The sequence below is a fragment of the Cupriavidus consociatus genome (assembly GCF_017814975.1).
GTDB classification, from domain to species: Bacteria; Pseudomonadota; Gammaproteobacteria; order Burkholderiales; family Burkholderiaceae; genus Cupriavidus; species Cupriavidus consociatus.
In genome coordinates, this window is record NZ_JAGIQA010000025.1 from 1 (window position 1) to 26,124 (window position 26,124).

The following is a 26,124-nucleotide window of genomic DNA, read 5'->3' on the forward strand; positions in this document are numbered from 1 at the left end:
AGTGGCTCAATGCTAGGCGTCACCCACCGATATCCCAAGCTTCTTAGTCCAGCTTTCCCGGGCAGCGGGGGACGTTATTTCTTGTGGGTCCGCCCAATCCGATGCCGCGCCTGCGTGGCCTCGTGCCGCGCATCCTCCTCGCTGTGCAGGTATCCGCTCGTCGTCGAGATCGATGCATGCCCAAAGTTGTCTCGCACAAAGCGCAGGTCGACCTGCCGGTCGGTCATGGCGCGTTCAACAACAGGTGCGCTATCCCCTCAAGATGCACTAAAAAAGCAATTAATCGCCCGGCAACCAAGCTCACACCGGCGCGGGAGAGCCAGGCATCTCCACGATGCAAAGCCGGCATGGCTCGGTACGGAAAGATCATGAATTAACGTCAGGCCGGCGATGTCATGTGGCTTGCGGAGCGCTGCGAGCCGTGTTCGGCCCTTGACCTGGCGATGGAACAATGGAGTGCCAAGCGAATCCTCAAGGCTGCGGACAAGTGGCCAATGGCCGCCGGCGTCACACTTGGCTCGGCTGCGGCTGCCGAAAAGCTTTGATGCCGGGCACTCGCCTCAACTGCACGCAGCGCGTTCAGGTAAACAGGCGACTTCATGGCGCAAAAGTTTTCCTTTAAACGCGATGGAAGCTTTCCATGCGTAGGAAAGACGCTAACCTCCGGGCGTTGCATTATGAAAAGAGCTCCGGAGGGCGATGCGGCGCTCGAGATTCCCCACGGCGGTAGTGTGAAATAGTTTTTCTTTCAAAGCTGAAAGGAAAGCTATCCGCGGGCAGGCACATTTGCCATGGAAGAAGCATATGACCGGAAGCGGTGGCCATAATGCTTCTTCGCGGATATGGCTGTTACTGAAGTCGGATATTCGCTTGCTTCACAACCGCACGCCATTTAGTCAGATCGGCGGCCAAGGTGCTGGCAAGCTTGGCCGGCTCGCCGCCTAGTGGCGCCGCGCCGATCTCAGTCAGGGCTTTGACTACCTCGGGATTGCTCAGCGCTCTGTTTATCGCGACGTTCATGCGCTGAATGATAGGGTCCGGCGTTTCTTTAGGCGCCAACACGGCAAACCAGGTTGACGAGACCAGTGAGGGATGGCCCAGTTCTGCGGTCGTGGGAACATCTGGCAAAGCAGGCGATCGCTTTGTCGCCATAATGGCCAACGCCTTGACTTTATGAGCCTTGACTTGGCCGATGATGCCTGGGACCAACTGAAACATGACCTGGATGTCGTTGGCGAGGAGGTTTGTTGTGGCTGTCCCCGGCGCGCTGTAGGGAACATGCGTCATGTTGACGCCGGTCTCCCGGTCAAACAATTCCCCCGCCAGGTGCATTGAGCTGCCGTTACCTGAACTGCCATAGTTCAGTTCGCCGTTGCGCGATTTGGCGAAGGCAATGAATTCTGCTAACGAGTTTACTGGCAAGGTGTTATTGACAACCAGAACGTTTGGCACCTCGGCAACCATTGAAACCGGTGCGAAGCTGGATTGCGGATCGAAGGGTAGCTTGCGGTATAGGCTTGGGTTAACCGCCAGGGTGCCGGCCCAGGAAAGCAGAAAGGTGTAGCCGTTCGGTTTCGCCGCTGCAGCCAGTCCGGCGCCAATGTTTCCGTTGGCCCCGCCGCGATTGTCGACAACGACGGTTGCGTTCAGCTCTCGCTTGAGGTTCTGAGCAAGCAGCCGCGCGATTGTGTCGCCGGTGCCCCCACCGCCCGGTGCGGGAACGATCAGGTTGATTGGCTTGGACGGCTCCGGCCATGCATCGGCATAACTGGCCTGCGCGGCGGCTAACAGCGCGGCAGCAATCTGGACTTTGAAAGCTTGTTTGAACATGGTGTCTCCTTTTAGAAGTCTTCGACCCGCATTATCGCTACAACGCGACCTTGTTGAGGTTGCGTGCGGAATCTAAAACAGCTTGAATGGCCCTATCGGTGGTCGCGACCGGCAGTACGCATCCCGGCCCTATGATCAGATGCCGGCCGTCCGTCTGGTCGACGGCATCCTCGACTTCTCGAGCAATGTCTTCGGGGAGGCAATGGATCAGGGTTTCGTGCTCGTTTAGCCCTCCAACTAGCACTTGGGGGAATTTTTTCCGAGCTCGTCTGAGATCCGGATCGGTCAGGCGGTCGTGCCAGTTGAACAACTGTATCGGGTAGCCGGACAGCAAGTCGAACATGATGTCGTCCCCGTGCGCATGGAGCATGTTGAGCTGGCATCGGCCTTTGATGGCGTCGAATATCTCCCGGTCGTATGTCGCCCCAAAGCGCTCATACTCCGCGACACTGAGGAGCCGATGTGAAGCGAGTTGGGTGGCGAGGAATATCCCATGGGCGCCCGCACGAATCGCGTCGAGGCAGAATTCGATAGTAACGTCCGTGATGACACGCAATGCGGCTTCAACGGCGTCTGGATTGCACCGGATGTCGGCAAATAGTCTGTCAGTGGCAAGTTTGCGCGCTGTCGTCAGCGGGCTGAAAACTGTCTGGAGGATTGGTGCCGAGCCATTGAGCGCGCGCGCGGCCTCTGCCAGCGCGACGTTCTGCTGTCCCCAGGAACCGGCTCGCGCGCTTAGGGGCCGAATATTCCTCCAATCATCTGTGCGCTTGACGGCAGCATCCGTCACGACCCGCGCACCGTTCGCCGCCCCCGCATAGGCCGTCGTAGCGCCCCAATCTTCGACACTATAGGTGCCGGGAGGCATGAACTTCACGAAGTCGAACCCCCATTTCTCCTGCCATGCGACCGTATGTCGAGCCAGCTTGCCGGCATCCATATCATCGGCGGGGAAATGGCGCCAGAGTGAGACTGGAATCTGGTCCAAGGCATCGCCCCGCATTACCGACTCTAATCGCTTCCAATGATCGATATGTTTCACAGCAGCAATTCCTTTCAAATCGTGGCGGGTTCCAGAAGCGGCAGGACGTTGTTGACACCGTGACTCAGTTCGGTCACCGGAACGCCATACACATGCACGGAGATGGCGGTCTCGCGGAGGCTATTGCGAATACGATGAATCTGATTCAAGCCCGCCGGCCCGCAGCCGCCATCTCCCGTTCTTTTGGAAACACTATTGGTAGCGACCGCCCCGTGCGACTCAGTGTTGTACGAGAACCGCTCTTCGAAGAGTTCTCCTGAAACCACGGAATAGGCGCACCAGGTGTGATGTGCATGGACAGGGCTTGCCTGGCCTTCCTTCCATACCAAGGCGAGAACGGTGTAGCGGCGTTGCGGATCGCTATAGAGAACATGACGCGCATAAGTGTCATTGCCTGGTTTGCACTGTTCGTCCGGAATCCAGAGCCCCGAGTAAAAAGCCTGCTGAATCGCCGCGCAGACGGCGGCGATGTCGGGGTCTCCGGGCTTGTCGAGAATCACGTCTATGGAACGCGTGAGATCCGCCAGGGGGGGAGAGGACGACTGAGTTGATTTGCACATTTGCGATTTCCAAAAGGTCGAGCACAATGCCGGCAAACAAAGTCTGTATGTGTAGACTCCTTCCGACAAACGAGTTGTTGCAAGACGAGGATTTGAGAAATGCAAAGGCTGATGCATTGCAGCATCATGGATTTGAAGCTGATCGTGGCCATCGCAGATGCGGGAAACATGACGAAAGGGGGCGCGGTCTGCTTTCTGGCTCCCTCAACGGCGAGCTTGCGTGTGAAGCACCTCGAACAGGTGATCGGCACGAAACTTTTCAAACGCGAGGCGCGTGGGGTATCGCCAACAAGAGCCGGCCAGATCATGGTGGATCATTGCAGGCGCTGCCTCGGCGAACTGGAGGCGATGCACGCTGGCCTGGTTCCGTTTTCCAAAGATGTACATGCACAGATCGCCATCTACGCCAATAGCAGCGCGATTGCGAGTTTCTTGCCGGGAGACCTGCAAAGCTTCCTGAAAGCTCATCCGAAGGCTCGCATAACGCTTGAAGAGCATGTGAGCCGGGATATTCTCACTGCCGTGGTCGAAGGGCGCGCTGATATCGGTATCCTGACGCAAGCCGAGCCTCATGCCGACCTTGTGTACTTCCCTTACAAGGAGGATGAGATCGTGTTGCTACTGGATGCGTCTGAACAGTGGGAAGAGGGCGTATCGATGTCCTTCCTGGACAGTTTGCGTTTCCCTTTTGTCAGCCAGCAGAACGGTTCTGCCATTCATTCCTTCCTGCTTGCCAAGGCTTCGGAACTTGGCAAACGTGTTGACGTCCGCATCCAGGTGGCGGGATTTGCGGCGGTTGCTTCCATGGTTCGATCCGGTGCCGGCGTGGCGATCGTTCCCCGTTCGGCTTTGAAGACAATCAACTGCGACGGACTACAGGTCATCGTGCTCAGGGACGCATGGGCGAAGCGAACGCTCAATTTGTGCGCGAGAAGGGATGTACTAGGTCCAAGAAGCTATGTCAGCGCATTGCTGGACCTGCTGCGGCAAGGATATGCACGCGACACGGCAGTTGACTGATGCCGTCTGCCAGTGTCGTGATTGGCGGAGGCGATGAGGGAAAGCTACGTCTTGCAGCATTCCAGGCTGACGTAGGCGGAGAAAGGGTTTGCTACCTTGCCGGCGATATCGCACAACTGCGGTCGCAGCTGCGCTGGTGGAGCTAGCGACACGGAAGCCCCGTTGGGAGGGCATCCTGATCAATAACGCCAGAGTGTTCCGTCCAAAAGGGTTTCTTGAGCTCAGTAAAATCGAATACGACTGATTTCTCGACTTGCGGATATACGAAGAGGTCTGAGGTCGAAGGGCGGCGCCGTCTGATTGGTTGGCCGCCGCTCTTGCCTAAGACGGTATGGCGATGATCCCCTGCGTTATAGCATGCTTACTCCAAGGCGCTTAACCAGCGCTCTTTCCTTCGATTGCTCCTGGAGCATGAACTTCCGGAAGTCTTCGGATGTCTTGTAGTCCGGTTGCATCAGATAGTCATCCATGACCCTCTGCACTTCGGGATCGCCCATTGCTGCATGGAACGCGTCCTGGAGCTTCTTGACGACTTTCGGGTCCATGCCGCGGGGCCCGGCGAGGCCGAGCGGAGAGGTGATGGCGAGCGGGTAACCCAGTTCCTTGAGAGTTGGGACGTCTGGAAACAGCTTGCTGCGCTTCTCGGTCCAGACCGCGAGAAGCCTTGCCTTGCCGCTCTTCACCAATGGAATCCATGTCCCGCCTTCCACCTGGAGTTGGGTATGCCCGCCGAGCAGTGCGACGCTCGTTTCGGAACCCGATTTGAAGGGTACGTGCGCGAGGCTGATGCCGGCGAGGAAACTGATCTGCTCCATGCCAAGGTGTGGCGTCGAGTTTTGGCCAGACGTTCCGTAAGTGATCGCGCCTGGATTTTTCTTGGCATTGCTGACGACGTCGGCCCAGCTCTTATAGGGAGACTGCGTCGCGGTCGTGATGGCAAAGGTGTAACCCATCAGGCCCACGATGTACGTGAAGTCCTTCTCCGGATCCCAGGTAGTCTTCTGTATCAGCGGCAGGCGGAACAACGGGACCGAAACCTGGGCTATGGTATAGCCATCCGGTTTTGCAGTCTTCGACATCGTCACGGCACCCAGTGTCCCTCCGACGCCCGGCTTGTTCTCGACCACGAATGGTTGACCAAGCCTCTTGGCTGCGGCATTGGCCAGCGTGCGGAAGACCACGTCAGTGGATCCACCCGCTGCCCAGGGAATGATGAGCGTGATCGGGCGATTCGGATAGTCGTCCGCCCAGGCGGCGGTTGTAGCGGTAAAAGATGAAATGGCAATGATGCCGGCCAGGCATGCGCTGTACTTCATTACTGTCTCCCCTTGTTTGGAAATGGCACAGATTCATTTAGCGACGAGACGCGCCTTCACGTGTGGTGCAGGCAGGTTTTCCTGCGGGCAGCGCGCTTTCCTCTTTCGTGCAGCAGAGTCTAGGGATCCCTTGCAGGGAGCGTCAATTGACCACCTTTTGACCTGCCATGTCAGGCCTGACGTATTCGCCTATTGACATTGCTGGAGCCATTTCCCGTGTTAGCTGATGGGTGCGTCGTATGGTTGCCGGGCTGCAGCTCGCTTGCACTGGCGCCAGTCGGCACCGGTCATATCTCGGGCACCAGTACTTCGGTGTTAGGATGCGACGCGCGCGCGTAGAGAAGTCAGCGAGAAGCCGGCCAGACCGAGAATGGGGCCCGGGACGAGAAGCCAGGTGGCATCTAGTCCGATGTGCTCGATCAGTGCCGTTGTTGCCGCAATGGAAACGACAGTGATGGCGAAGCCGATGGAATTCTGGATTGCCAGGGCGCTGCCAACCAGCTCTGGCGGGCACGCTTTCGCTGCGAGCGCGGAGAACTGGGGGGAATCGGCCACGACGGATGCTCCCCACAGGATCAGCAACCCGAATAAGGGGATGGGCGACAGCGTTTGCCAACCTGCCGCGAACGCTATGGCGCAAAGCCCGGAGATGCTCAGCGCGGTCAATGCGACCCTGGCGCTGCCGACGCGCTGCGAGAAAGCGCCACCGATCAGGGAGCCAAGGCCTCCGATCCCAATCACAAGGAATGCGAGGCCCGAGACACCGATGTCCGGGAACTGTGCAGCCAATGATGTGCGCGCGACAAGCACCGGTACCACGGTCCAGAATGCGTAGAGTTCCCACATATGTCCGAAGTATCCCAGCGTTGCAGCTCGGAAGGAACGAATGCGAAAGACGTGCAGCACTGAGCGCGAGGCCGTGTTACCCGCCTGTGCGCGCTGCGTCTGGCGAGGCTTCATGACGGAATGCGGCCCATCTCTCAGCACGCCGATCACGCAGGCGCCGAGCACGGCGAGTACCGACGACGCGGTAATGACAAGCTGCCATGGCAGGCCGGCGCCTATGACACGCATCGCATGAGGCAGTGCGGTGCCGAGGGTCAGCATGGCGACCAGTTGAGCCAGCGCTTGACCGGTTCGGTGCGGTGCCCAGCCAACAATCAGCTTCATCCCCATCGGATAGATGCCGGCCAGGCAGACCCCCACGCAGAAGCGGAGCACCGCGCCGCTGACAAGACTGGTCGACAACCATGCAAAGCCGAGATTGAAGAGCGCTCCGGCAATCGCGCTTCCCACGAAAATGGAACTCGCGCGGAAGCGGTCTGCTCCCCCGCTCAGGGATATGCCGAGGGTGCCCAGAATGAAGCCGAGCTGCACGGCGCTGGTGAGCCAGCCGATGTCGGCTTCCGTTGCATGCCAGACGCGCATCAGGTCGGCCGCCGTACTGTTCGCGCTAAACCACAATGCGGTACCGAAAAGCTGCGCGATGGCGATCGCTGCAACTGGCCCAATGCCATGAACCAATAGCCGTTGAAGCCCGGTGGCTTTCGTCGTTGCGTTGGAGGTCATTGAAATGATTAGCCAGGCAAGCGGCCGCTTGCCGGTCGAGCGTGGGTGGGGATGCCGTCCTGCGCATTCAAGCGGGCGGCCAGCGGCGAGAGCCGGAACGTCGCGGTTTCTGGCTCACACGGAAGCGTAGCAGGGCGGAGGGACTGCGAGAAATGACGGCTCCCCTTTACGCTGTTGCCAAGGAGAGGCCGTCACCCTGCAGGGGTCAGGCTGCGGCGAGGCGTTCCAGCCAGCTTGCGTCGCGCGGCGACGGGCGGCGATGCAGGCGCTTGTTGAGGAGCGCTCGCGCCTTGGCTGCATTATCGCTGCGCATCAATGCAACCAGCAGGGTATCTTCCACGATCTCCCGCTGCGCGCCGCTGCCGCCGATACGCACGACTTCGTGGGCCACTGGTTCCAGCATGTTGGCGCAACCCAGGTAGTCCTCTTCGGCGAACGCCAGCGCGGCGCGGCAGATTGCGGGTACGACAGGGCCGGCGGGAAGCTTTTCCGCCTCGATGAGGTCGTCCAGGGCTTTGACGCGTGCCTCGAGCGCTCCTTTGTCGCCGCTGGCCGCGGCCACCAGGGCCATGTGGACGTCGGCAAACGGGAAGCCGGGCTGCTGGAAGTACCGCGAAGCATAGGTCGAGGCGTCCTGCCAGAGTCCTGACGGTACGGCGTGCCCATAAGCCTGGAAACGCCACAAGAACGAGGCGGTATCGCTTACCACATTGATGGGCACACCCAAGGTTGTCGACGGTGCGACGTATTTTCCATAGATCTCGAGCGCCTGGCCGGTGTCGCCCCGCTCAAGGGCAATGAGTGCGGCATGCCAGGCAATGTGGCTGTGCAGGATGCCGCTGCGGTCGTACCCTGGCAGCCAGTCCTCAATGAGCGCTTCCGCATCGTTGCCCGCCCCGGCCTCATACATCACGTGCGCCAGCGCGTGTACGGCGTTGACATTGTTCCGGCGCAATTCGAGTGCCCGCTCGGTGAGGGCGCGACCGCGCGCGACATCGCCGTTCTCACCATGTGACCAGCCGCGATAGGTGAGAAACCACCAGTCGTCCGCGTCGAAATGCGGAGCATGACGCTCGCAAAGGTCAACACGTGCCTGATCGTGGCCGGCCATACCGGAGAATGCGAGCAAACCAAAGGCGCCTAACGGCAGGGACAAGATCAGGATGTCTCGTGGCCAGCGGTCAGTGTGCTCGAGCGCGCTGGCAAGGGCCTTGGCCGATTTGCCGTGGATGGCAAGCCATAGCACTTCCACGTGGCTGCGCTCGCGCTCCGTGCCGTGGCGAGCCACCAGTTCCTTCGCGATGGCAATCTTTCCCTTGGCGTCGGCAGCTTCAGCACGGATGGCGTGCAGGCGCGCGCGCGCAGCGTAGGCAAGCGCGAAATCCGGATCGGCCGCGATGGCGTCGTCGAGCGTGGCTCCGGCGTTCGGCCACAGGGACAGGAGCAGGTCGATGCCTGTCTGGTAGCGGTCCGCGGCGACGTCAGAGGTCGTGGAGAGTTGCAGACCGTACCGGTCTTCGAAGCGCGCCATAAAACAAATCACTCCTTTCAGGATTAAGGCCTGGGACAGGCGGCCAGCATCCGGGTACGCCGTGCAGACCGGAGTGTCGCCATCCCATGCATTAAAGCCGAATAAGCCTTGGCCGTCTTTCGACTAACGGTCAATCTATGTAGAATAACTGCCAACGGGAGCATGAAGCATGAAATGGCAGACAATTGAGGCACCGCACGGTGCAGAAGCGCCCCAGCCAATGACCGTTCGAGCCCAGTCCATTCCGGCTCGCCACGCCTTCCCCGAACACGAGCACGAGTGGCACCAGGTCGTCTATGCGATATCCGGTGCCCTGACGGTCACCGTCGCCGGCGGCTCTTTCGTCATTTCTCCTGAGCAGGCCGCCTGGCTGCCTACAGGCCACCGGCACCGTGTGGGCTCGTTGCTGGGTGCAGAGTTCCGGAGCCTTTGGATCAGTGAAGGCGTGGGCGGCGACTTGCCGTTTGCCCAGCCGACTGTGTTCCGGGTATCGCCTTTGCTGAAGGCACTGATTGTTGAAGCCGCCGGGATTGACGGGAAAGAGGATGCCGACGGCTACACGGGGCGCGTCACGCATCTGATCATTGATCAACTCCGAAGGGCCGAGGCGATTCCTGCTGCGCTGCCCTGGCCCCGAAGCGAGCCGTTGACGACACTCTGCGAGGCGCTGTACGCCGATCCCGCTGATAGCCGAGGCCCGGAAGAATGGGCCCTTGTGCTGGGCATGTCGGCGCGAACGCTATCGAGGCACTTTGTCGGTGAGACTGGCGTATCGCTGCGTTCGTGGCGTCGGCGCATGCGGCTGTTCCGCGCAATTGAATTGCTGTGCGGGGGGATGAGTGTAACTCGCACAGCGATGGAACTGGGCTACGGCTCTACGTCCGCGTTCGTCTATGCATTCCGCCTCGACATGGGTTGCGGTCCCCAGGCGTTCATGCGCGGGCGCGGTGACGAGAGCGATGGTCGCGTGTCGGCGCCCCGTGCGGCGATCGCCCGGCGGTCGTCGGCCATTGCTGGCTTAAGTACATAGGAGGCATCCGTGCAAAACAACCTGGAAGAAGCCGGCAACGAACTCGCGTTGCAGGAGCGGATCAAGTCGCTCATCGTCCAGGGCGAGTTCGAGATGGGGCAGAAAATCAGCGAGGAACAGCTGGCTCAGCGATTCGGCATTGGCAAGGCGCCGATTCGCCGTGCCATTGCATCGCTCGCGGCGATCGGGATCATTCAAGTCAAGCCGCGGATCGGTACGTTTATCTTTTCGCTGAATGACGCTGAGTTTGACCAGCTCAACCTGGTCAGGGCCCTGCTCGAATGTGCCGCCATCAGGCTGGCGATGAGCGAGAACGCATCGGGATATACGCTGGCGATGCGAAACAATGTCTCCAGCGCGGAAGGGTTGGATTTCAAGGACAACTATCGCCGCGCCTACCGGGAACTCGACCGGCAATTCCACAAACTATCCTTTGTCTATGCCGCTAACCCATACCTGACGGACGCCTACGCGACCCTGGACATCAAGATCTGGGCCATGAGGAGTCTGTTGACGTTTCCCGATTCCCATTTTCAATCGTCGCTCAATGCGCATCGGTCCATCGTCGTGTCGCTGGAGGCTGGTGACGTGGACAGCGCGTGCGATCGTCTGCAGGAACACATTCGCAAGAGCTTCTCGGAGCGCGAACGCAATCTGCTGAGCCAGATCGATTCATAGCGCAAGCGGCGCGCCTCTCCACCAGGCCGTCTTCCACCGTCAATCAGGGGAAACGTCAGGCCTGACATGTCAGATCGCCTGCCGGTCGATTGACCGTTCGATCATCGAATTCCTACACTCGCTCGCGCCGGGTCGCAATCGATGGCCAGCGCGGAGCAGCGCCGCGCCATGACAGCAGCGACTCGCTTAAGCCAGTCCGGTGCCGCGCAGGCCAGTACCGCTGCGCACGCCTGGGATTTGTCGAATGAGCGATCACTAGTGAGGAAGACATGAAGATTACGAAAGTGGAGATCTTCGATTGCGAAGTCAATCGAAAGGATGCGTCGATGGCGAAATTCAACCCGGTCCTGCTTCGGGTCCACACGGATGCCGGCGTCAGCGGCATCGGCGAGGTGGGCCTCGCCTATGGTGCCGGGGCCAAGGCCGCCGTTGGCGTCCTGCGGGATTTCGCCTCATTCATTATCGGCAGGGATCCCATGAAGGTCGAAGCGATCTGGGAACTGCTGTTTCGCACCACTTATTGGGGCGCGGGCGGCGGGCCGGTGATCTACGGCGGCATCAGCGCGATCGACATCGCGCTATGGGACATCCGCGGACAAGTGATGGGACAGCCGATCTATCAGCTATTGGGCGGCAAGACCAACGACGACCTGCGCACGTACGCCAGCCAGCTCCAGTTCGGGTGGGGCGATGTGTACTCGCAAAATGTCACGCCCGACCAGTATGCGGCCAGCGCCCGGGCCGCCATCGAGGAAGGCTACGATGCAGTCAAGGTGGATCCGCTGCAGATCGGGCGCGATGGCGTAAAGACCGGCGTAACCAAAATCAACCAGAAACACTATGGTCTGTTGAGCCATGCCGAACTGGAAATGGGCGTCGAGCGCATCGCGGCGATCCGCGAAGCGGTCGGACCCAATGTGGACATCATCTGCGAGATCCATTCGCTTCTCGGCACAAACTCCGCCATCCAGTTCGCGAATGCGATCGAACCGTACAAGATCTTCTACTACGAAGAGCCGGTGAACCCGCTCAACTCGAAGAACTTCGAGAAGATCGCAGGCAAGACGTCGATTCCGCTGGCGACGGGGGAACGCTCCTATACGCGTTGGGGGTATCGCGAACTCCTCGAGAAGCAGACGTTGGCGGTCGTGCAGCCCGATCTGTGCCTGGTCGGCGGGATCACAGAAGGCAAGAAGATCTGCGACATGGCCAACGTGTATGACGCCACGGTGCAGATCCACATCTGCGGGGGGCCGGTGTCGACGGCTGCGGCACTGCATGTCGAGGCCGTTATCCCGAACTTCGTGATCCACGAGCATCATACCTACGCCTTGAAGTCCTGCGTCCGTGAACTGTGCGTGCATGACTATCAACCAGAGAAGGGGCGTTTCAAGGTGCCGGATGCGCCGGGCCTTGGTCAGGCGCTCAACGATGAAGTCGTGAAGGACTACCTGGCTTATTCCATCGAATAAGGGCTCTAGCCGACGCCGACATTCGGATTCCGCATCCCGGATGCCGCCGCCGCCGGCGTTGGGCAAACCTTCCAGGCGTCAGGCGCTGCGGGGTCGGCGGGCGCCGGACGGAGTGACCGGTCCCGCCTGAGGGCGGGTAGGAGATGGGTTTGCGCGCGTACCGCTAAAGATTTTCTTTTTGTGGTGAACACATTATCTCGTTTGTCCGCAGGGTCGAAAACAACAAGAATGGCGATCCAATACCGATGATCGATGTCGGCCTTTTTCTCTGTACCGCCTCGCATGAACTGCCGACGTGCAGCGTGTGGAGTGTGCCCCCGTCTCATCATGTACGTTAATGCTGATTTCTCGCGCCGCCTCATTGTCACGCCCGACGCTTACCATTGGGTCGCCTCTCCGCAGCCCGGCGTCAAGCGGATGATGCTGGAGCGTCTCGGGGCAGAGCAGGGCCGCGCGACAAGCATCGTCCGGTACGCTACCGACTCACATTTCCCGCCGCACACGCATCCGGACGGCGAGGAAATCTTCGTGCTGTCGGGCGTCTTTTCCGAGGGAAATGCGCACTATCCGGCAGGCTGGTATATGCGCAATCCGCCGGGATCGTCCCATCGTCCGTCGAGCGCGGGCGGCGCCGTCATTTTCGTGAAGCTGCGGTACATGAAGGCCAGCGAGCAGGAAAGCGTGCGTATCGATACCAACGACGCGGCCCACTGGCGGGAATTTGCGGGCGGAGCGGTCTGCGCGCTGTATTCGGACGAGACCGAGCGTGTGGCGCTGGTGCGCCTGGATGCCAGGGTGCCGTTGCCATATGGACGTGCCGCGGAACTGTTCGTGCTTGATGGTGAGCTGCGCGTGGATGGCCAAGGCTATGCGGCGGGAAGCTGGCTGCGCATGCCCGAAGGCGATCACGCGGAGATCGGGGCCGGTGGGGCAGGCGCGACGGTCTACATCAGGACCCGTGGACCGGCCGAAGCGGAGGCTGCATAAGCTATGCAAAGCGCGAAGATTGCCATCATCGGCGCGGGTTTGAGCGGCCTGTACGCGGCGACAATGCTCAAGCAGTCCGGCATTGACGACTACGTCATTGTCGAAGCCCGCCCCGTTCTTGGGGGACGCATTCTGTCCACCCTGGCCTCCGGCCAGTCCGGGCCTGAATTGGAAGACCATGCCTCTGGCCACGTCGATCTTGGACCCACCTGGTTCTGGCCGGCATTCCAACCCGAACTGGATCGCCTGGTTGCCGGGCTCGGCATCGCGCGATTCGACCAGTACGAGACCGGCGACATGCTGTCCGAGCGCAGCGCGGGCGCAGCTCCCATGCGGCTGAGGGGCTATGCCAGCTCGCCGGCTTCGATGCGCCTCGCTGGCGGCATGGGGGCGCTGATTCACGCCTTGCGCCAACGTCTCGAACCGTCCCGGATACTCACCGGCCGGACAGTGCGGCAGCTGCGTATCGAAGGCGAAAACGTTGCACTGGATTGCGCCGACGAAGCGGGACTGGCAACGACGATGGAGGCAGAGCATGTCTTGCTGGCGCTGCCGCCACGGCTCGCGGAGGCAACCATCGCGTTCGCGCCGCCACTGCCGGAGCGCCTGGCGCAGCAGTGGCAGGAGACACCGACCTGGATGGCATCCCATGCGAAATATGTCGCGGTTTACAACAGGCCATTCTGGCGCGAGGAAGGGCTATCAGGCGCAGCGCGAAGTGCGGTGGGCCCCATGGGCGAGATCCACGACGCATCGATGCCTGGCGGAAGGGCAGCGCTGTTCGGATTTTTTGGCGTGCCGCCCATTGCCAGGCGGACCGTTTCCGAAGACGTGCTGCGCCTCGCTTGCCGTGCGCAGTTTGCCCGGCTGTTTGGTCCGCAGGCGGAGAAACCCGTAGCGGACTTTATCAAGGACTGGGCGACCGACAGCCTGACCGCGACGGCGATGGATCTCGAAAGCGGACAGAATCACCACGCCGTCGCCCCGGCCGCCACGGCGTCATCGGGACCGTGGCAAGGCCGCCTCACCGGCATCGCGAGCGAATGGTCGCGGAACTTCCCCGGCTATGTCGCTGGGGCGGTGGATGCCGCTGTCAGTGGAACGGAGCACCTGCTGCGCCTGAACCGATCGTTTCCGAAATCTCTGGGCCTCTGAGATGAAATCTACTTATCGCGCGATGCAGATCACCCGTCCTGGATTCCTCGAACTGGTGGAGAGGGCGACACCGTTGCCGGATGCCGGGGAAGTCCTGATCCGGGTGGAGGCTTGCGGCATGTGCGGGGCGGACATCGGTGATATCGAACAGGCCAACCCTGCGCACCAGCCGCCCCGGGTACCCGGGCATGAAATCGTTGGACGGATCATCGCGGTTGGCGCCAATACGCCAGCCATGTGGAAGACTGGCATGAGGGTGGGCCTTGGGCGGCTTGGCGGACACTGCAATGCATGCACGCAGTGCCGGCGGGGCCAATTCCAGCTTTGCCAGAACCAGTCGTTCGTCGGCGCGAACTGCGATGGCGGCTATGCCGAAATCGTCCGGGCCCGCGCGACAGGGCTTGTTTCCATCCCTGACGAACTGAGTGCCGAGGAAGCGGCCCCGCTCCTTTGCGCGGGGATCGCCACCTTCAATGCGCTGCGCAAATCTGGTGCCCAGGCCGGGGATCTGGTCGCCATCCTTGGTATCGGCGGCCTCGGTCATATGGCCATACAGTACGCCAGGAAAATGGGCTTCAAGGTGATCGCGGTGGGGCGCGGCAGCGATATCGCAAAAGAGGTGGCGGAACTTGGCGCGCATGGATACCTGGACACCGATGCAGCGGACGCCGCGGAGGCGTTGCAGCGCATGGGTGGCGCGCAGGCCGTGATCTCGACGATTGGCGACGCGGAGGCCGTATCGGGTCTGCTTCCAGCACTGGTGCCGCAAGGGCGGCTTGTCGTTCTTGGCGGCACCAAGAACCCTCTCTCGGTGCAGGCCGGACACCTGGTCGTTGGCGAGCGCGAACTCGTCGGTTCGATTACCGGCACGCCGTATGAGAGCGAGGCGGCGCTGGCCTTCAGCGTACTGGTCGATGCGCGTCCGCGCTTTGAGTCGATGCCGTTGGCCAAGGCCGGTGAGGCCTATCAGCGCCTGAAGAGGGGGGATGTCAAGTTCAGAATCGTTCTGACCATGGGTGCGGATCCTGCCTGACACCGGCGGGCTGCAAGTTCCACCACCTCGCCAATGCAATCCATGAAGTTCAATTCCTCCGTCGCCCGGCTCGCAATTGCGCAGGCCCTTTCCGGTGCGAACTCCACGGTCGTGTACGCGACCGGTGCCATCATCGGCAACATGTTGTCGCCGCGCCCCGAACTGGCCACGTTGCCGATTTCGCTGTTTGTCGTCGGCATGGCGCTGTCCACGCTGCCGGTCGGGATGCTTGCCCGCCGGTTCGGCAGGCCTGCCGCGTTCCTCGCCGGAAATGCCTGTGGTGTACTCGTCGGCCTGTTGGCCGCCCTGGCACTGGTCAATCAGTCATTCGCGCTCTACTGTTTTTCCATGCTGTTCGGCGGCGCTTATGCCGCCGTAGTGTTGACCTTCCGTTTTGCCGCGGCCGAATGTGTCGGCCCCGAAGAAAAGCCGCGGGCCTTGTCGCTGGTATTGGCCGGCGGCGTCGCAGCCGGGATAGTGGGACCGCAATTGGTGTCTGCCACCATGAACCTGTGGCCACCCCATGCCTATGCCGTCACCTATCTGGGCTCCGCTGCGGTCGCGGTCCTTTCGGCAATTGTCCTGCGCGGCATCAAGTTCCAGGTCCGCACGACAGGGTCGCGCAGCAGCCGTGGACGTCCGATCCGCGAGATCCTCCGGCAACCGCAGCTGATGGTTGCCATGCTGTGCGGTGTGGTCAGCTACATGATGATGAATTTCATGATGACTTCCGCGCCGCTGGCGATGGAACTGTGCGGAATTCCTCGTCTCTACTCCAACTACGGTATCGAGTTGCACGTCATCGCAATGTACGCGCCCAGTTTTTTCACGGGGCGCCTGATCGCCCGTTTCGGTTCGCCGGCAATCGTCCTCGCGGGCCTGGCGCTGACCGGACTGGCGGCGCTGGCGGGCATGAGCGGCATGACCGTCAATCATTTCTGGGTCGCGCTGATCCTTCTCGGGGTCGGCTGGAACTTTGGCTTCCTGGGCGCGTCCGCGATGGTGCTGACTTGCCACGCGCCGGAGGAAGGGCCACGCGTGCAATCGCTCAACGATTTTGTCGTGTTTGGGGCAATGGTCCTGGGATCGTTTGTTTCCGGTAGTCTTCTTTCTGCCTTTGGCTGGACAACGGTGACTTCGCTGATCCTGCCGCCGGTCATTCTCGCCGCTGCCGCGCTGCTTTGGCTTCAATGGACCAGCGTGGCACCGTCCAGGCAGCACTGTGACTGATTACGGAAGCTTGCACGGCACGAAGCCGGGGATCGGACTGCTCCGGCTTTTTTCGGTCCGCGGGCATTCGTCGGAAGCACTGGCCTCCTAGCGGCCCGATTGCCGAGCCATGTCGACAAAGCCGGCTATGTATGCGGTGTTCTCGTCGCCGCGCCGAAAGCCGAGATTGATGCTCTTGCTGATACCTCGCTTCCCCAGGCGCAACGCCCGCAATGGCATGCCGGCGCCTTCCTCGTCCACCAGCCAGTCCGGCAGCACGGAAACGCCTCGCCCGGCGGCAACGAGCTGGAGCATCAGGTCTGTCACCTCGGCAGTACGGTGACGTTTCGGCTTGCAATGCGCCGGGACGAGGAAGCGCGTGTAGATGTCCAGCCGCTCGATGCTGACCGGGACCGTAATCAGGGTCTCGTCGATCAGATCCTGTGGCCGTACGAAGGACTGGGCTGCCAAGGCATGCGATTCGTGAACGACCAACACCAGTTCGTAGTCGATCACCGGTGTGAAGGACAGTTCCGGCAACTCGATCGGATCGGGTGTGATCAGCATGTCGATCTCATGTCCCAGGAGTGCCGCAACGCCGTCAAAACGGAACGACGTCCGGACATCGAAGTCGACGTCAGGCCAAGCCGCCAGGTAATGCGGCGTCAATCGCGCCAGCCATTTCTGGCAGGGGTGGCATTCCATGCCGACCCTAAGTGCACCACGCCGTCCTTCGGCGAAATCTGCAAGGATGCGCTCGGCGTGTTCCAGCTGGGGCAGCAGGCGATCAGCCAACGCGAGCAGGTATTCCCCCGTTTGCGTGAAGCGCAGGCCACGGCCGTTCTTCGTCCAGATGCTGACGCCATGGTGGTCCTCCAGCTTCTTCACCATGTGCGAGAGCGCCGACTGTGTGACGTTCAGCTTTTCCGCCGCTGCCGTGACGCTGCCGGCACGGCGGACTTCGACCAGTGCCGCAAGATGTTGCCGATCCAGCATGCATGACTCCAGTTCATTGGTTCATGAAAAGATACCATTTTTTCTCATGTAATTGCGCTGCTATGCTGCCTTCCATTCAAGCAAGTCGGCGCACGTTGGCGCCTCCCTCCAGCAACAGAAGGAAGTCATGAAGGTCTTTTCTACGGCAGTGCAAGGCGAGATTTCGGCGGGAGCGGTCGGCGTGGCGGGTAGCCTTTTCGACAAGGTCGTCGACCGCGAGACGTCCCACTCGATGAAGTGGGCCATCCCTGAAAGGCTGCTGGCTCCGGACGAGGCCGCTGCGAAGCCGTTGCCGATGTGGGTGGCCGACATGGATTTCCGGTCGCCGCAATGCGTCATCGATGCGCTGCACGAAGCGGTGGAGCATGGCATCTTCGGCTATCCCGGCGGCGCGACGGACAGCTATATCGAAGCCGTCATCGCCTGGCAGGCAAAGCGGTTCGGCTGGGAGGTGGCAAAGGAATGGGTCGTGCAGACTTCCGGGATCATCACGACGCTGAAGACCGCCATCCAGGCTTTTTCCGCGCCGGGTGATTCCGTGCTGATCCAGCCACCGGTCTATGCTCACTTCCACAACGACGTGCTGATGAACGGACGTCACCTTGCCTTTGCTCCGCTCGAGCGCACCGAATCCGGTTACCGCTTTGATCCCGCAGGCTTTGAAAGGGCAATCCGCGACGATACGAAACTCTTCATCCTGAGCAATCCGCACAACCCCACGGGCAACGTATGGTCCGAGGAGGAGTTGCGGACCATGGGCGAGATCTGCCTGCGCCGCGGTGTGCTGGTCATCGCGGACGAGATCCATCAAGACCTCATCATCAGCCCCGGGAAGCGGCATATTCCCTTTGCTTCCCTCGGCGAGGATTTTGCCCAGCACAGCATCACCTGCACGGCACCCAGCAAGACGTTCAACTTGCCAGGATTGCAGAGCGCGAACGTCTTCGTGCCGAATCGACGTCTCCGCGACGAACTGCGCCGCCAGTATGATCGGAACATGTTCCCGCTGGTGAACACGTTGGGCATGGTTGCTGCCGAGGCGGCTTACGCCCACGGTGAACCATGGCTCGAAGACATGCTGGCCTACCTTCGCGCCAGTCATGAACATTTCCGCAAGTCGATTCATCGCGCGACATCCCGGATCGAGGTGCTGCCGGCCGACTCGCTCTACCTGGCGTGGATGGACTGCCGCGGCCTCGGAATGGATGCGCCATCGCTGGACAAGTTCATGCTGACCAGAGCACGCCTTTGGCTCGACAAGGGCCAGAAATTCGGCACCGAGGGCCACGGATACATGCGTGTCAATCTGGGCTGCCCGCGAGCGACCGTGGATGAAGCGATCAGCAGGTTGACCGCAGCCGTCGCTGGTCTCTGATCGGGCGGCGAGCTTGGCCGACGTGGGCGGACGCCTCACACCTCGTTGCGGCTAATCCCCCGGACATTCTACGAACGCAAGGCGAAGCAAGCCGGCAGTCGATGGAAAAGGAGCCATCGGCTGCGGGGCGGCGCTCGCCTGTCAAATCGGAAACAGACAACTTACGTCCCACCAGGCATTGCCTTGACAGCGCCTGACACCCACCGCGTCCCCACTACCCATTCGGAAGTCTGAATCGAACCGGATGGATGTCCACGCACAAAGATAAGCAGCACAACAAGATGTTCCAAAGGAGGCAGTGCAATGCGCAGGAAAACCGACGTTCAGTCCTATGAACAGGAAGAACTGAAACGAGATCTGAAAAGCCGCCATATCCAGATGATCGCCATCGGCGGGGCGATCGGTACCGGTCTGTTCTATGGCTCGTCCTGGGCCATCAAGACCGCGGGCCCGGCAATCATACTGACGTATATGATCGCTGCCGTGGCCATCTACTTTGTCATGAGGGCGCTGGGCGAGATGGCCGTCGAGGAGCCGGTCTCCGGATCCTACATTTCTTACTCGAACCGGTACATCCACCGCTTTGCCGGCTTCCTGAACGGATGGAACGCGTTCATCTTCCTGCTGGCGACGAGCGCGGCCGAACTGAATGCGCTCGGCAACTACGTGCACTTCTGGTTCCCTGCCATGCCGATCTGGGTGACAGCCTTGATCGCCGTGTCCGTCATGTTTTTTGTGAACATGATCGGCGTGAAGTTCTACGGAGAGGCCGAGTTCTGGTTTGCGCTGATCAAGGTGACAGCGATCGTTGCCATGATCCTGTTTGGTGTAGGCATGATTTTCTTCGGCTTGGGCAACAATGGCCAGCCGATCGGGCATCACAACCTCGTGGACCATGGCGGCTTCTTCGCCAAGGGCATCGGCGGCATGGTGTTGTCGATTGTCATGGTGGCCTTCTCGTTTGGCGGTATCGAGAATCTTGGCCTGGCTGCGGGGGAGGCCAGGGACGTCAAGACGACCATGCCGAAGGCCGTGAGCGCGACGTTCTGGCGCCTGCTGATCTTCTACGTCGGTGCCATCGCGGTGTTGCTGATGATCTTTCCGTGGACCTCGCTGACCACCAAGGGCAGTCCGTTCGTGGATGTGTTCACCAAGATCGGCGTGCCGGCAGCGGCCGGAATCATGAACTTCGTGGTCGTCACTGCTGTCCTTTCGGCGGTAAATGCCAGCGTCTTCACAAACAGCCGGACCTTCTACAATCTTGCACTGCAAAAGAACGCCCCGGCTTTCCTTGGGACGGTCAACAGCCGCAATGTTCCGTCACGGGCCATCATGCTGGTGTTCGCCACCATGTTTGCAGGGGTTCTGCTGAACTACCTGATGCCGGAGAAGGCATTCGAGCTGTTCTCGTCGGTGACCGTGTTCGCGCTGGTTTGCGCCTGGACGTCCATTCTGGTCAGCCATTTGCGGTTCCGCAGGCTGAGGATCCAGACCGGCCAGGCCGACGGCCTTTCCTACAAGATGCCGTTCTTCCCGTACGGCAACTACATCGCACTTGCGTTCGTCGCTGCGGTGTTGGTCTGCATCGCGATCCTGCCGGATATGCGGATGTCGCTTGTTGTCTCCGCGGTCTGGGTGGGGATCGTCTTCGTCGCCTACAAGTTCTACACGAGTGAGCAAAAGGCAGCGCTGGCTGACGTGCCCGGCAACTCTTGAGCGCGCCCGCCACTCCTGAGTCAGGCGATAGCAAAGTCCGTGCATAGGCACGGACTTTGTTCGTGAACGTGGCGCTTCCTGGCCCAGGGCGCGACGTTAACCCGACAACGGCTCGCAATGCCCAGCCCCCCAACATTCCATAGGACCATGATGGCAGCAACCATCCAGCTGCACCTTGACCACCGGCGCACGGCTGCGCTATCCAAATTGCTCCAGAGTGTGACGTGGTCGGATTTGAGCGCTTATGCGCACGATGTCGAGGAAGCCTTTCTGATGCGCGACGCGCTCGATACCATCGGGCGCGCTGTAGCCCTGGGAGATGCTGGTCGCTCAGGTGGCGGCCTGTCGGGCGACGTGCCGGAGCGCTGCGTCAATTCCCGACGTAGGGCAGGGCCCAGCGGGCGCATTGACTAGCGGGTCAAGGCAATCTGCGCGGACGCACGGGACGCGACCCTGCGTGGGGAGATCAAGGTCGACGAGGCGCAACGGGTCTGCGGGAGCCGCCATCCTTGCGCATTCAGACTGCTTAGCGTTAGCGGGCGAGTTCTTCGCTCAGGATGCGTGCATCCGTCGCTACCGCCCACACAGTCGGCAGTACGGCGGAGGCCTGACGGCCACACCCGGAGCGAATGCCAAACTCGCTAAGCATGGCCCGCAGTTGGAACCACTGCCACCTTCTATCGGGGAGCCGGGGCGCGTTCATTCCATCTTCTTTTTTTGCCCCTGCGACGCTTGTTGGCGCTTCTTTGCTGCAGTCTTCGGACGAAAGCGAGGATCGCCTCTTGTGAATATCGGCACTTCAGCCAACCTGGTCGCCCAGGTCGAGGCCGGCATTCTGGACGCAGCAATAGTGAACCCATCCACCACGCCTTTTGGATTCCGCCATGACGGTTCATCCCTTGTATGCGGACCCGATAGCGCTTGGCCTTGGGATCTCGGTCTTGCCCCTCATTCGCGGGACAACAGCCGATTTTGATTTTGAGCCTAGGATTCTCAGTTTTCAGGCGCTCCAGTACCTCAACCGTACAAGACGTGCCAGGAAATGGTCGCATATGCCAAGCAGAATCCCGACAGGGTTGCGTATGCAACGCCCGGACAATACGCGACGCCGCATCTCGGGATGGAGGGAGCGGATCAGCAAACTCGCGGGAATCAAGCTCATGCATGTGCCTTACAAGGGGGGGCGGAAGGCACACGGCCCTGTTGGGGGGGCAGGTGCAATTGCTGGCTGACAACCCAAAAACTCACGCCAAGTTTCTAGTCTGGCATGGCAAGGGCCGCAAAGCCTTGGAGCGCATCAAGGCACTGGACGCTCAGCTGCAGATGCGGACAGGGTATGAATACAGCACGCTGAGCGAGCACCTACGTGAAATCTCCTACTACCTGAGGAACAACTCACCTACGTTGGTCAACGCTGCCGGGTTCCGCCGAACCGCTGATGTCACTAGCTATCAGATTTCTCGCGTACCGCGTTGCGCAGATGCAGGCGCATGAAATCCGCTGCTGCCTCCTGCTGTCCTGCCAGTAGCATGTCGATCAGCGTCAGGTGCTCGCGACAGCGACGTTCGGCCTGGTCCCGGTCCACGGCCTTGCGGTATTCCTTGAGCCGGCGCAAGCGGTCGAGCCGTCGCAGACCTTCGAGGATGAACGCATTGCCCGAGCAAGCGGCAATGGTTTCGTGCAGGCGGCTGTTTGCGTCGAACAGCGCAGCCGCTGACGCGGTACGGGCACCGCCGGTTGCCAGCGCTTCCTGCTCGGCGCGGCACCGTAGCAGCGCTTCCCGGTCGAGTAAGGGCACGTCGGTCCATTTGGCGGGGGAACTGTTCCGCAGCATCATCCACGCGGACATGATCCATGTGCCATACAAAGGCAGCGGCCCGGCAGTGACGGACCTGATCGGCGGGCAGGTGCAGATGATGTTTGATACCGCCGCTTCAGCGCTGCCCCAGCTCAAGGGCGGCAAGCTGCGCTAAAGGGCGGCGAGTTGGAAGGCGTGTCGATGTACGACACAGCTTCTCACGGTGCAGCGTGCGGCCAGCTAAAGCGTCTGTCACGCAGCGACGCTGTGGAAATGTGCAGATTTGTGCAACGCCTGCGCGCCGACTTACCGGTGGGGGGCAGCCTTCAAACTGCCATGGAGCAATGGCCAGATGGCGGCGGTAGCCCGCCAGTTCGGCGATCAGTTCATCGGTGGCCGGCACCAGCCAGGTCTTTGATCAGGCGACTGCGAAAGCCAAGGCATTCCGGCCCTACCCCGGGCCGCTACTGGCATTTCGTGGACGATGGCCGCATGCTAGTCTGATCTAGTCCAGTTAAACCCGCCCCCCAAATGCCGATGATTTCCTCGATCAACGCCGTGACACTCGCCACCCACGACATGTCACGAGCCGTTGCCTTCTACCAGGCGCTCGGATTCCAGATCCGCTATGGAGGCGCTGATGCGGAATTCACCAGCTTCCACGCGGGCACGGGCTATCTCAACCTGATTGCGCAGCCTGCCAGCCGGCAATGGTCGTGGTGGGGACGCATCATTTTCCATGTCGACGATGTCGACGCCATCCACCAACGGGCGCTCGAACACGGGCTGTGCCCCGAGGCCGCCCCGCGCGATGCCGAGTGGGGCGAGCGGTACTTCCATATCAGTGATCCCGACGGCCATGAGCTGAGTTTTGCGAGGCTGCTGGTGAGGTGAGCAAACGTCTTCGCTGGCTCACGCGCCGGCACCAATGTGGTGACTAAGATCTGGCCAATACGGGCACCGCCGCCGCCCCACAGGCTTAATCCTTATGTGCCTTGTGGACGGCGGTTACCGACAATACACCCAGGTCGAAGAAGGGGCTGTCCGGTGGCGGCGGTAGCACTCCCGCGCCCCAGTTGGCGATGGCGAGCTTGATGTACTCAGCCATCTGTTCGTCGGAGACATCCCTGGGTTGGTCGATCATGACGACATAGCGGCGATTGCTCATGGCAGGTCCTTGTCTGGCTTCCGTGAAGGCATTCATCCCCGGCACCGCGTGTGGATGCGGCAGCGCCCCCCGTCGGTCGCTGCGGGGTGCGTGTCGGCTGAGTTCAGTATAGGCCCCCTGCATGCGCCAATGGCGCGCCGGTCAGCGCTGCGCGTCCTCGCCACGCTGCGCCAGAAGCTCCGAAATAATCTTACTGATTTTGCGGATGTGAGCTTGGTTCTGGCGCGAGGACAGGACGTGCGTCTCTCAAGCGATTTTGCCTTCGGCTGCGACTCCGGATTCGCTGCGATCAGCGCGTCGGGCGCGTAAGATCATCATCCGTGGCGAATCGTTTCATCGACAGCGACCACCATGCAGAAGCCAAAGATCCTGATTTATATCGATGTCGGAACAGTCGGCGGTTCATACCTGATGCGGGCGATCGCCCCAGCAGCTGGTGCCCCGCTGCCCACGAATTCCAGGCGGTGATGGGCGCCGACGTCAGGCAGGACCCGACCCTCTTCGATGACGCGGTCCTGTTCGTCAGGGCGGAGCCGATTTACCCTACTGCGAAGCGCTGAACGGGGCGCCCAACCAGCGTATCCGGCGATTCGTGGAGGAGGGCGGAGTCTACCTGCGCGTCTGGGCGGGCGCGTACTACGCCTGCAGGGAACTTGCATTCCATGCCGGGACGCGCGGCGCGATCTGCGGCACGCGCGAGCGAAAGCGTGCAAATGTTGGGGAGGGCCCTAAACGAGGGCCGCTCGGGATGCCAACAAACTGTCCGGACACCGCGGCACGTGGCTGTTGACCGCATGCTATATGCGGCTAGGCGCAGTGCCAGATCGAGTCTCCATGGTGCGAACATAGCTCGCGCGGGGACGCAACATGAATGCCTGCGTTCGCTGCTCAATGGAGTGGGCAATCCAACCGACCGTGCGGCTCAGCATCCAGAGCCCGGCCGCACTCCCATATGGCATACCAATTGTCCGTGTGAATACGGCGAGAGCCACGGCGATACCCGGCAGGACACCAACCTCTCGTCTAGCATCAGCAAGAAACTCCAAGATAAGTGGTACTTTGGGATCGACAGAATAGAGCGTAGCGCTCAGTTCAAGCAGGACTTCTGCCCTGGGATCGCCCTTGGGGTATAGGGGATGATTGAAGCCGAACAACGTCGTGCCGTGACTTTGCACGAGCTGCTGCATTGCGCGCCAGTTCTTGCGCGTAAGCGGTGCAAACAACTGCGCGTCTACCTCTAATGCTGCCGCGACTGCCGATGACCCGGCATGTGCGCACAAGGCGGAGGCTACACAGCAATACAAGTCGCTGTTCATGGATGCGGTGATCCGAGCAACAAACGTCGCCGCTGCCATTTCGTGATCCGCGAGCATGATCAGTGCTTGATCGAGCGCTGAAATGACCTTCGCGTCCGCTCGACAGCCGACGGCGCGAAGGGTATGTGCACTTACGGATTCCTCATTATTGCGCTCCGTAAATCGTTGTTTGGGATTGAGCGCTCCGAAGCATGCAGCGAGTGTGTGGACGATGACCCGGACGTCGTCACCCACACCGTGCGTCAATTCGTTCAACCCTCGCGACTGCATGCCAAGCGTTAGTACGGCGCTGGCAAACACCTTGCTAATGTCGCGAGCTTCTACCCTTACATTCGGCAATGAGTCTGCGACGCACGTCTGACGGAATTTCGAAGCGTGGCCAGGCTTCAATACCGGGCTGCCAGACGCCAGTCAATAAGAGGTGCGCTACAGCCTCAAATCTGGCGCCGGATCGCGCCAGATCGCTTGCACGCCGATTGCGATAAACCGGCCCTTCATCGTCGATAAAACCGATGCTGGTACTGATGACAGGAGCGCCCCACCGGAGCGCACTTGCGGCCGCCTGCTCCCTTGTCACGTGACCGGGATGACGTGCGGCTTGACTGCCACGTGGAGCGCTTTACCCAGAAGGAGAAAACCGCATCCCAGGATTCGGGGGCCACCTATCGTGTGACCTTGTCCCGTTCCGGCGCGGGCTATGAAGTAGCGCAAGGAAAATCGATACTGGACACCCTGTTGGATGCGGGCGTGGACGTGCCGCACGGGTGCAAGCAAGGCATCTGCGGCGCGTGCAAGACGCAAATCGTCCGCGGCGAGCCCGATCACCGGGATTCGGTCCTTAGTGCCAGCGAGCGCACCGCCGGTAACGTGATGATGGTATGTGTCTCCGGTTGCAAGTCTGAAGAGCTCGTCCTCGATATCTGATCACTCTGGCTCCCGCTAGACTGCGCCGGAGCATTTCCCTGCTTAGTGATGTTGTCCCCATCGGTTCACTTGCCGCTGGGGGCTTTCACTCGTCCATTTTCGGAACAATAGGAGAAAACACGTGGCATACCCCTATCGCGGTGGAGGCTATGGATGCGTACGGTGAATGCAGACCAGCTCATCGATGATGCAGCACTTGGCTCCTGCCATGGACGCATCCTGCTCTGGTGCGCGCTGTTGATCGTATTAGATGCGACTGAGGGTGCTGTGCCATGAGCCGCGGCTCGATGCCGGACTCAGACAAGCACGCTTCCAGTCGGCGTTGCGCGAGATCCGAAGCGTCCAGGATAAGCAACGGTACCTCGATCAAATCCTCGGTGGCCGAGACGTTGGCCCGCA

At 60.8% G+C, this 26,124-nt stretch carries 25 protein-coding genes and 3 pseudogenes; 16 read left to right on the forward strand and 12 right to left on the reverse strand.

The window, feature by feature from the left end; translation table 11 throughout:
* Positions 1 to 74 precede the first annotated feature (74 nt).
* The 5 genes and pseudogenes from J8I82_RS27595 to J8I82_RS27610 form a co-directional block, all read right to left on the reverse strand.
* A pseudogene (locus tag J8I82_RS27595) lies at positions 75 to 227 on the reverse strand (tyrosine-type recombinase/integrase); the annotation flags it as partial.
* Positions 228 to 416: 189 nt separating this feature from the next.
* Positions 417 to 601, reverse strand: a pseudogene (locus J8I82_RS38535) (LysR family transcriptional regulator); the annotation flags it as partial.
* A 248-nt stretch (positions 602 to 849) separates the two neighbouring features.
* Positions 850 to 1,830 (reverse strand): Bug family tripartite tricarboxylate transporter substrate binding protein, encoded by a 981-nt coding sequence (locus tag J8I82_RS27600; RefSeq protein ID WP_209762023.1) that lies wholly within the window; start codon positions 1,828 to 1,830, stop codon positions 850 to 852.
* A 37-nt stretch (positions 1,831 to 1,867) separates the two neighbouring features.
* Positions 1,868 to 2,872, reverse strand: a complete 1,005-nt coding sequence (locus tag J8I82_RS27605) for a uroporphyrinogen decarboxylase family protein (protein WP_209762024.1) — start codon at positions 2,870 to 2,872, stop codon at positions 1,868 to 1,870.
* Between the two features lie 14 nt (positions 2,873 to 2,886).
* The gene (locus tag J8I82_RS27610) at positions 2,887 to 3,372 is read right to left on the reverse strand and encodes a cysteine dioxygenase family protein (protein ID WP_209762025.1); all 486 of its coding nucleotides are present in this window, start codon (positions 3,370 to 3,372) and stop codon (positions 2,887 to 2,889) included.
* A gap of 159 nt (positions 3,373 to 3,531) precedes the next feature.
* On the opposite strand from J8I82_RS27610, the gene J8I82_RS27615 reads away from it, so the two are divergent.
* Positions 3,532 to 4,452, forward strand: a complete 921-nt coding sequence (locus J8I82_RS27615; protein ID WP_245180177.1) for a LysR family transcriptional regulator — start codon at positions 3,532 to 3,534, stop codon at positions 4,450 to 4,452.
* Between the two features lie 350 nt (positions 4,453 to 4,802).
* Here J8I82_RS27615 and J8I82_RS27620 read toward each other — a convergent pair whose 3' ends face one another.
* From J8I82_RS27620 to J8I82_RS27630, 3 genes are all read right to left on the reverse strand, one after another.
* On the reverse strand, positions 4,803 to 5,768 hold the full coding sequence (locus J8I82_RS27620; RefSeq protein ID WP_209762026.1) for a tripartite tricarboxylate transporter substrate binding protein: 966 nt from the start codon (positions 5,766 to 5,768) through the stop codon (positions 4,803 to 4,805).
* A 315-nt stretch (positions 5,769 to 6,083) separates the two neighbouring features.
* Positions 6,084 to 7,337, reverse strand: coding sequence for an MFS transporter (locus J8I82_RS27625; protein ID WP_209762027.1), 1,254 nt, complete (start codon positions 7,335 to 7,337; stop codon positions 6,084 to 6,086).
* Between the two features lie 205 nt (positions 7,338 to 7,542).
* Positions 7,543 to 8,868 carry a tetratricopeptide repeat protein gene (locus J8I82_RS27630; RefSeq protein ID WP_209762028.1) on the reverse strand — a complete coding sequence of 442 codons (1,326 nt, stop codon included), beginning with the start codon at positions 8,866 to 8,868 and terminating at the stop codon, positions 7,543 to 7,545.
* 169 nt (positions 8,869 to 9,037) lie between these two features.
* Between J8I82_RS27630 and J8I82_RS27635 the strand changes: the two genes are divergently transcribed.
* The 7 genes from J8I82_RS27635 to J8I82_RS27665 all read left to right on the forward strand — a co-directional run bounded on the left by J8I82_RS27635 (position 9,038) and on the right by J8I82_RS27665 (position 16,453).
* Positions 9,038 to 9,898 (forward strand): AraC family transcriptional regulator, encoded by an 861-nt coding sequence (locus J8I82_RS27635; RefSeq protein WP_209762029.1) that lies wholly within the window; start codon positions 9,038 to 9,040, stop codon positions 9,896 to 9,898.
* A 9-nt stretch (positions 9,899 to 9,907) separates the two neighbouring features.
* A complete protein-coding gene (locus J8I82_RS27640) occupies positions 9,908 to 10,576 on the forward strand; it encodes a GntR family transcriptional regulator (protein WP_209762030.1) in 669 nt (222 codons plus the stop codon).
* Positions 10,577 to 10,845: 269 nt separating this feature from the next.
* Positions 10,846 to 12,048 (forward strand): mandelate racemase/muconate lactonizing enzyme family protein, encoded by a 1,203-nt coding sequence (locus J8I82_RS27645; protein WP_209762031.1) that lies wholly within the window; start codon positions 10,846 to 10,848, stop codon positions 12,046 to 12,048.
* A 327-nt stretch (positions 12,049 to 12,375) separates the two neighbouring features.
* Positions 12,376 to 13,035, forward strand: coding sequence for a cupin domain-containing protein (locus J8I82_RS27650; RefSeq protein ID WP_209762218.1), 660 nt, complete (start codon positions 12,376 to 12,378; stop codon positions 13,033 to 13,035).
* A 3-nt stretch (positions 13,036 to 13,038) separates the two neighbouring features.
* Complete coding sequence (locus tag J8I82_RS27655) at positions 13,039 to 14,190, forward strand: flavin monoamine oxidase family protein (protein WP_209762032.1); 1,152 nt, start codon at positions 13,039 to 13,041, stop codon at positions 14,188 to 14,190.
* A 1-nt stretch (position 14,191) separates the two neighbouring features.
* Positions 14,192 to 15,223, forward strand: coding sequence for an alcohol dehydrogenase catalytic domain-containing protein (locus J8I82_RS27660; protein WP_209762033.1), 1,032 nt, complete (start codon positions 14,192 to 14,194; stop codon positions 15,221 to 15,223).
* Between the two features lie 33 nt (positions 15,224 to 15,256).
* On the forward strand, positions 15,257 to 16,453 hold the full coding sequence (locus tag J8I82_RS27665; RefSeq protein WP_209762034.1) for an MFS transporter: 1,197 nt from the start codon (positions 15,257 to 15,259) through the stop codon (positions 16,451 to 16,453).
* Positions 16,454 to 16,540: 87 nt separating this feature from the next.
* Here the strand turns inward: J8I82_RS27665 and J8I82_RS27670 are convergent, their stop codons facing one another.
* Positions 16,541 to 17,428, reverse strand: a complete 888-nt coding sequence (locus J8I82_RS27670) for a LysR family transcriptional regulator (RefSeq protein WP_209762035.1) — start codon at positions 17,426 to 17,428, stop codon at positions 16,541 to 16,543.
* 127 nt (positions 17,429 to 17,555) lie between these two features.
* Between J8I82_RS27670 and J8I82_RS27675 the strand changes: the two genes are divergently transcribed.
* The 4 genes and pseudogenes from J8I82_RS27675 to J8I82_RS39680 all read left to right on the forward strand — a co-directional run.
* Positions 17,556 to 18,803, forward strand: coding sequence for a MalY/PatB family protein (locus J8I82_RS27675; protein WP_209762036.1), 1,248 nt, complete (start codon positions 17,556 to 17,558; stop codon positions 18,801 to 18,803).
* 303 nt (positions 18,804 to 19,106) lie between these two features.
* Positions 19,107 to 20,519: an amino acid permease gene (locus J8I82_RS27680; protein ID WP_209762037.1), complete on the forward strand. Its 1,413-nt coding sequence runs from the start codon at positions 19,107 to 19,109 to the stop codon at positions 20,517 to 20,519.
* A gap of 147 nt (positions 20,520 to 20,666) precedes the next feature.
* Positions 20,667 to 20,933, forward strand: a complete 267-nt coding sequence (locus J8I82_RS27685) for a DUF7706 family protein (protein ID WP_209762038.1) — start codon at positions 20,667 to 20,669, stop codon at positions 20,931 to 20,933.
* A 607-nt stretch (positions 20,934 to 21,540) separates the two neighbouring features.
* Positions 21,541 to 21,780 (forward strand): annotated as a pseudogene (locus J8I82_RS39680) (tripartite tricarboxylate transporter substrate-binding protein); the annotation flags it as partial.
* 183 nt (positions 21,781 to 21,963) lie between these two features.
* On the opposite strand, the gene J8I82_RS27695 reads toward J8I82_RS39680, so the two are convergent.
* Positions 21,964 to 22,368: an FCD domain-containing protein gene (locus J8I82_RS27695; protein ID WP_336620914.1), complete on the reverse strand. Its 405-nt coding sequence runs from the start codon at positions 22,366 to 22,368 to the stop codon at positions 21,964 to 21,966.
* Here J8I82_RS27695 and J8I82_RS27700 point away from each other — a divergent pair.
* Positions 22,367 to 22,492 (forward strand): tripartite tricarboxylate transporter substrate-binding protein, encoded by a 126-nt coding sequence (locus J8I82_RS27700; protein ID WP_431831587.1) that lies wholly within the window; start codon positions 22,367 to 22,369, stop codon positions 22,490 to 22,492. The two genes, J8I82_RS27695 and J8I82_RS27700, sit on opposite strands and share 2 nt — an antisense overlap.
* Positions 22,493 to 22,854: 362 nt before the next feature.
* Complete coding sequence (locus J8I82_RS27705; RefSeq protein ID WP_209762040.1) at positions 22,855 to 23,211, forward strand: VOC family protein; 357 nt, start codon at positions 22,855 to 22,857, stop codon at positions 23,209 to 23,211.
* A gap of 85 nt (positions 23,212 to 23,296) precedes the next feature.
* Here the strand turns inward: J8I82_RS27705 and J8I82_RS27710 are convergent, their stop codons facing one another.
* Positions 23,297 to 23,485, reverse strand: coding sequence for a hypothetical protein (locus J8I82_RS27710; RefSeq protein ID WP_209762041.1), 189 nt, complete (start codon positions 23,483 to 23,485; stop codon positions 23,297 to 23,299).
* Positions 23,486 to 24,065: 580 nt separating this feature from the next.
* On the opposite strand from J8I82_RS27710, the gene J8I82_RS38540 reads away from it, so the two are divergent.
* A complete protein-coding gene (locus J8I82_RS38540) occupies positions 24,066 to 24,275 on the forward strand; it encodes a BPL-N domain-containing protein (protein WP_284183197.1) in 210 nt (69 codons plus the stop codon).
* A gap of 7 nt (positions 24,276 to 24,282) precedes the next feature.
* Here J8I82_RS38540 and J8I82_RS27720 read toward each other — a convergent pair whose 3' ends face one another.
* Complete coding sequence (locus tag J8I82_RS27720) at positions 24,283 to 25,191, reverse strand: citrate/2-methylcitrate synthase (protein ID WP_336620915.1); 909 nt, start codon at positions 25,189 to 25,191, stop codon at positions 24,283 to 24,285.
* 219 nt (positions 25,192 to 25,410) lie between these two features.
* On the opposite strand from J8I82_RS27720, the gene J8I82_RS27730 reads away from it, so the two are divergent.
* Positions 25,411 to 25,725, forward strand: a complete 315-nt coding sequence (locus J8I82_RS27730; RefSeq protein ID WP_284183187.1) for a 2Fe-2S iron-sulfur cluster-binding protein — start codon at positions 25,411 to 25,413, stop codon at positions 25,723 to 25,725.
* Positions 25,726 to 26,124 lie beyond the last annotated feature (399 nt).

Coding starts and splice junctions, on each gene's coding strand:
- J8I82_RS27635 (WP_209762029.1), top strand. CDS start 9,038: ATGAAATGGCAGACAATTGAGGCACCGCACGGTGCAGAAGCGCCCCAG.
- J8I82_RS27625 (WP_209762027.1), bottom strand. CDS start 7,337: ATGACCTCCAACGCAACGACGAAAGCCACCGGGCTTCAACGGCTATTG.
- J8I82_RS27710 (WP_209762041.1), bottom strand. CDS start 23,485: ATGAGCAATCGCCGCTATGTCGTCATGATCGACCAACCCAGGGATGTC.
- J8I82_RS27675 (WP_209762036.1), top strand. CDS start 17,556: ATGAAGGTCTTTTCTACGGCAGTGCAAGGCGAGATTTCGGCGGGAGCG.
- J8I82_RS27620 (WP_209762026.1), bottom strand. CDS start 5,768: ATGAAGTACAGCGCATGCCTGGCCGGCATCATTGCCATTTCATCTTTT.
- J8I82_RS27700 (WP_431831587.1), top strand. CDS start 22,367: ATGATCCATGTGCCATACAAAGGCAGCGGCCCGGCAGTGACGGACCTG.
- J8I82_RS27650 (WP_209762218.1), top strand. CDS start 12,376: ATGTACGTTAATGCTGATTTCTCGCGCCGCCTCATTGTCACGCCCGAC.
- J8I82_RS27685 (WP_209762038.1), top strand. CDS start 20,667: ATGATGGCAGCAACCATCCAGCTGCACCTTGACCACCGGCGCACGGCT.
- J8I82_RS27600 (WP_209762023.1), bottom strand. CDS start 1,830: ATGTTCAAACAAGCTTTCAAAGTCCAGATTGCTGCCGCGCTGTTAGCC.
- J8I82_RS27680 (WP_209762037.1), top strand. CDS start 19,107: ATGCGCAGGAAAACCGACGTTCAGTCCTATGAACAGGAAGAACTGAAA.
- J8I82_RS27670 (WP_209762035.1), bottom strand. CDS start 17,428: ATGCTGGATCGGCAACATCTTGCGGCACTGGTCGAAGTCCGCCGTGCC.
- J8I82_RS27630 (WP_209762028.1), bottom strand. CDS start 8,868: ATGGCGCGCTTCGAAGACCGGTACGGTCTGCAACTCTCCACGACCTCT.
- J8I82_RS27660 (WP_209762033.1), top strand. CDS start 14,192: ATGAAATCTACTTATCGCGCGATGCAGATCACCCGTCCTGGATTCCTC.
- J8I82_RS27655 (WP_209762032.1), top strand. CDS start 13,039: ATGCAAAGCGCGAAGATTGCCATCATCGGCGCGGGTTTGAGCGGCCTG.
- J8I82_RS27615 (WP_245180177.1), top strand. CDS start 3,532: ATGCAAAGGCTGATGCATTGCAGCATCATGGATTTGAAGCTGATCGTG.
- J8I82_RS27645 (WP_209762031.1), top strand. CDS start 10,846: ATGAAGATTACGAAAGTGGAGATCTTCGATTGCGAAGTCAATCGAAAG.
- J8I82_RS27665 (WP_209762034.1), top strand. CDS start 15,257: ATGCAATCCATGAAGTTCAATTCCTCCGTCGCCCGGCTCGCAATTGCG.
- J8I82_RS27705 (WP_209762040.1), top strand. CDS start 22,855: ATGATTTCCTCGATCAACGCCGTGACACTCGCCACCCACGACATGTCA.
- J8I82_RS27695 (WP_336620914.1), bottom strand. CDS start 22,368: ATGTCCGCGTGGATGATGCTGCGGAACAGTTCCCCCGCCAAATGGACC.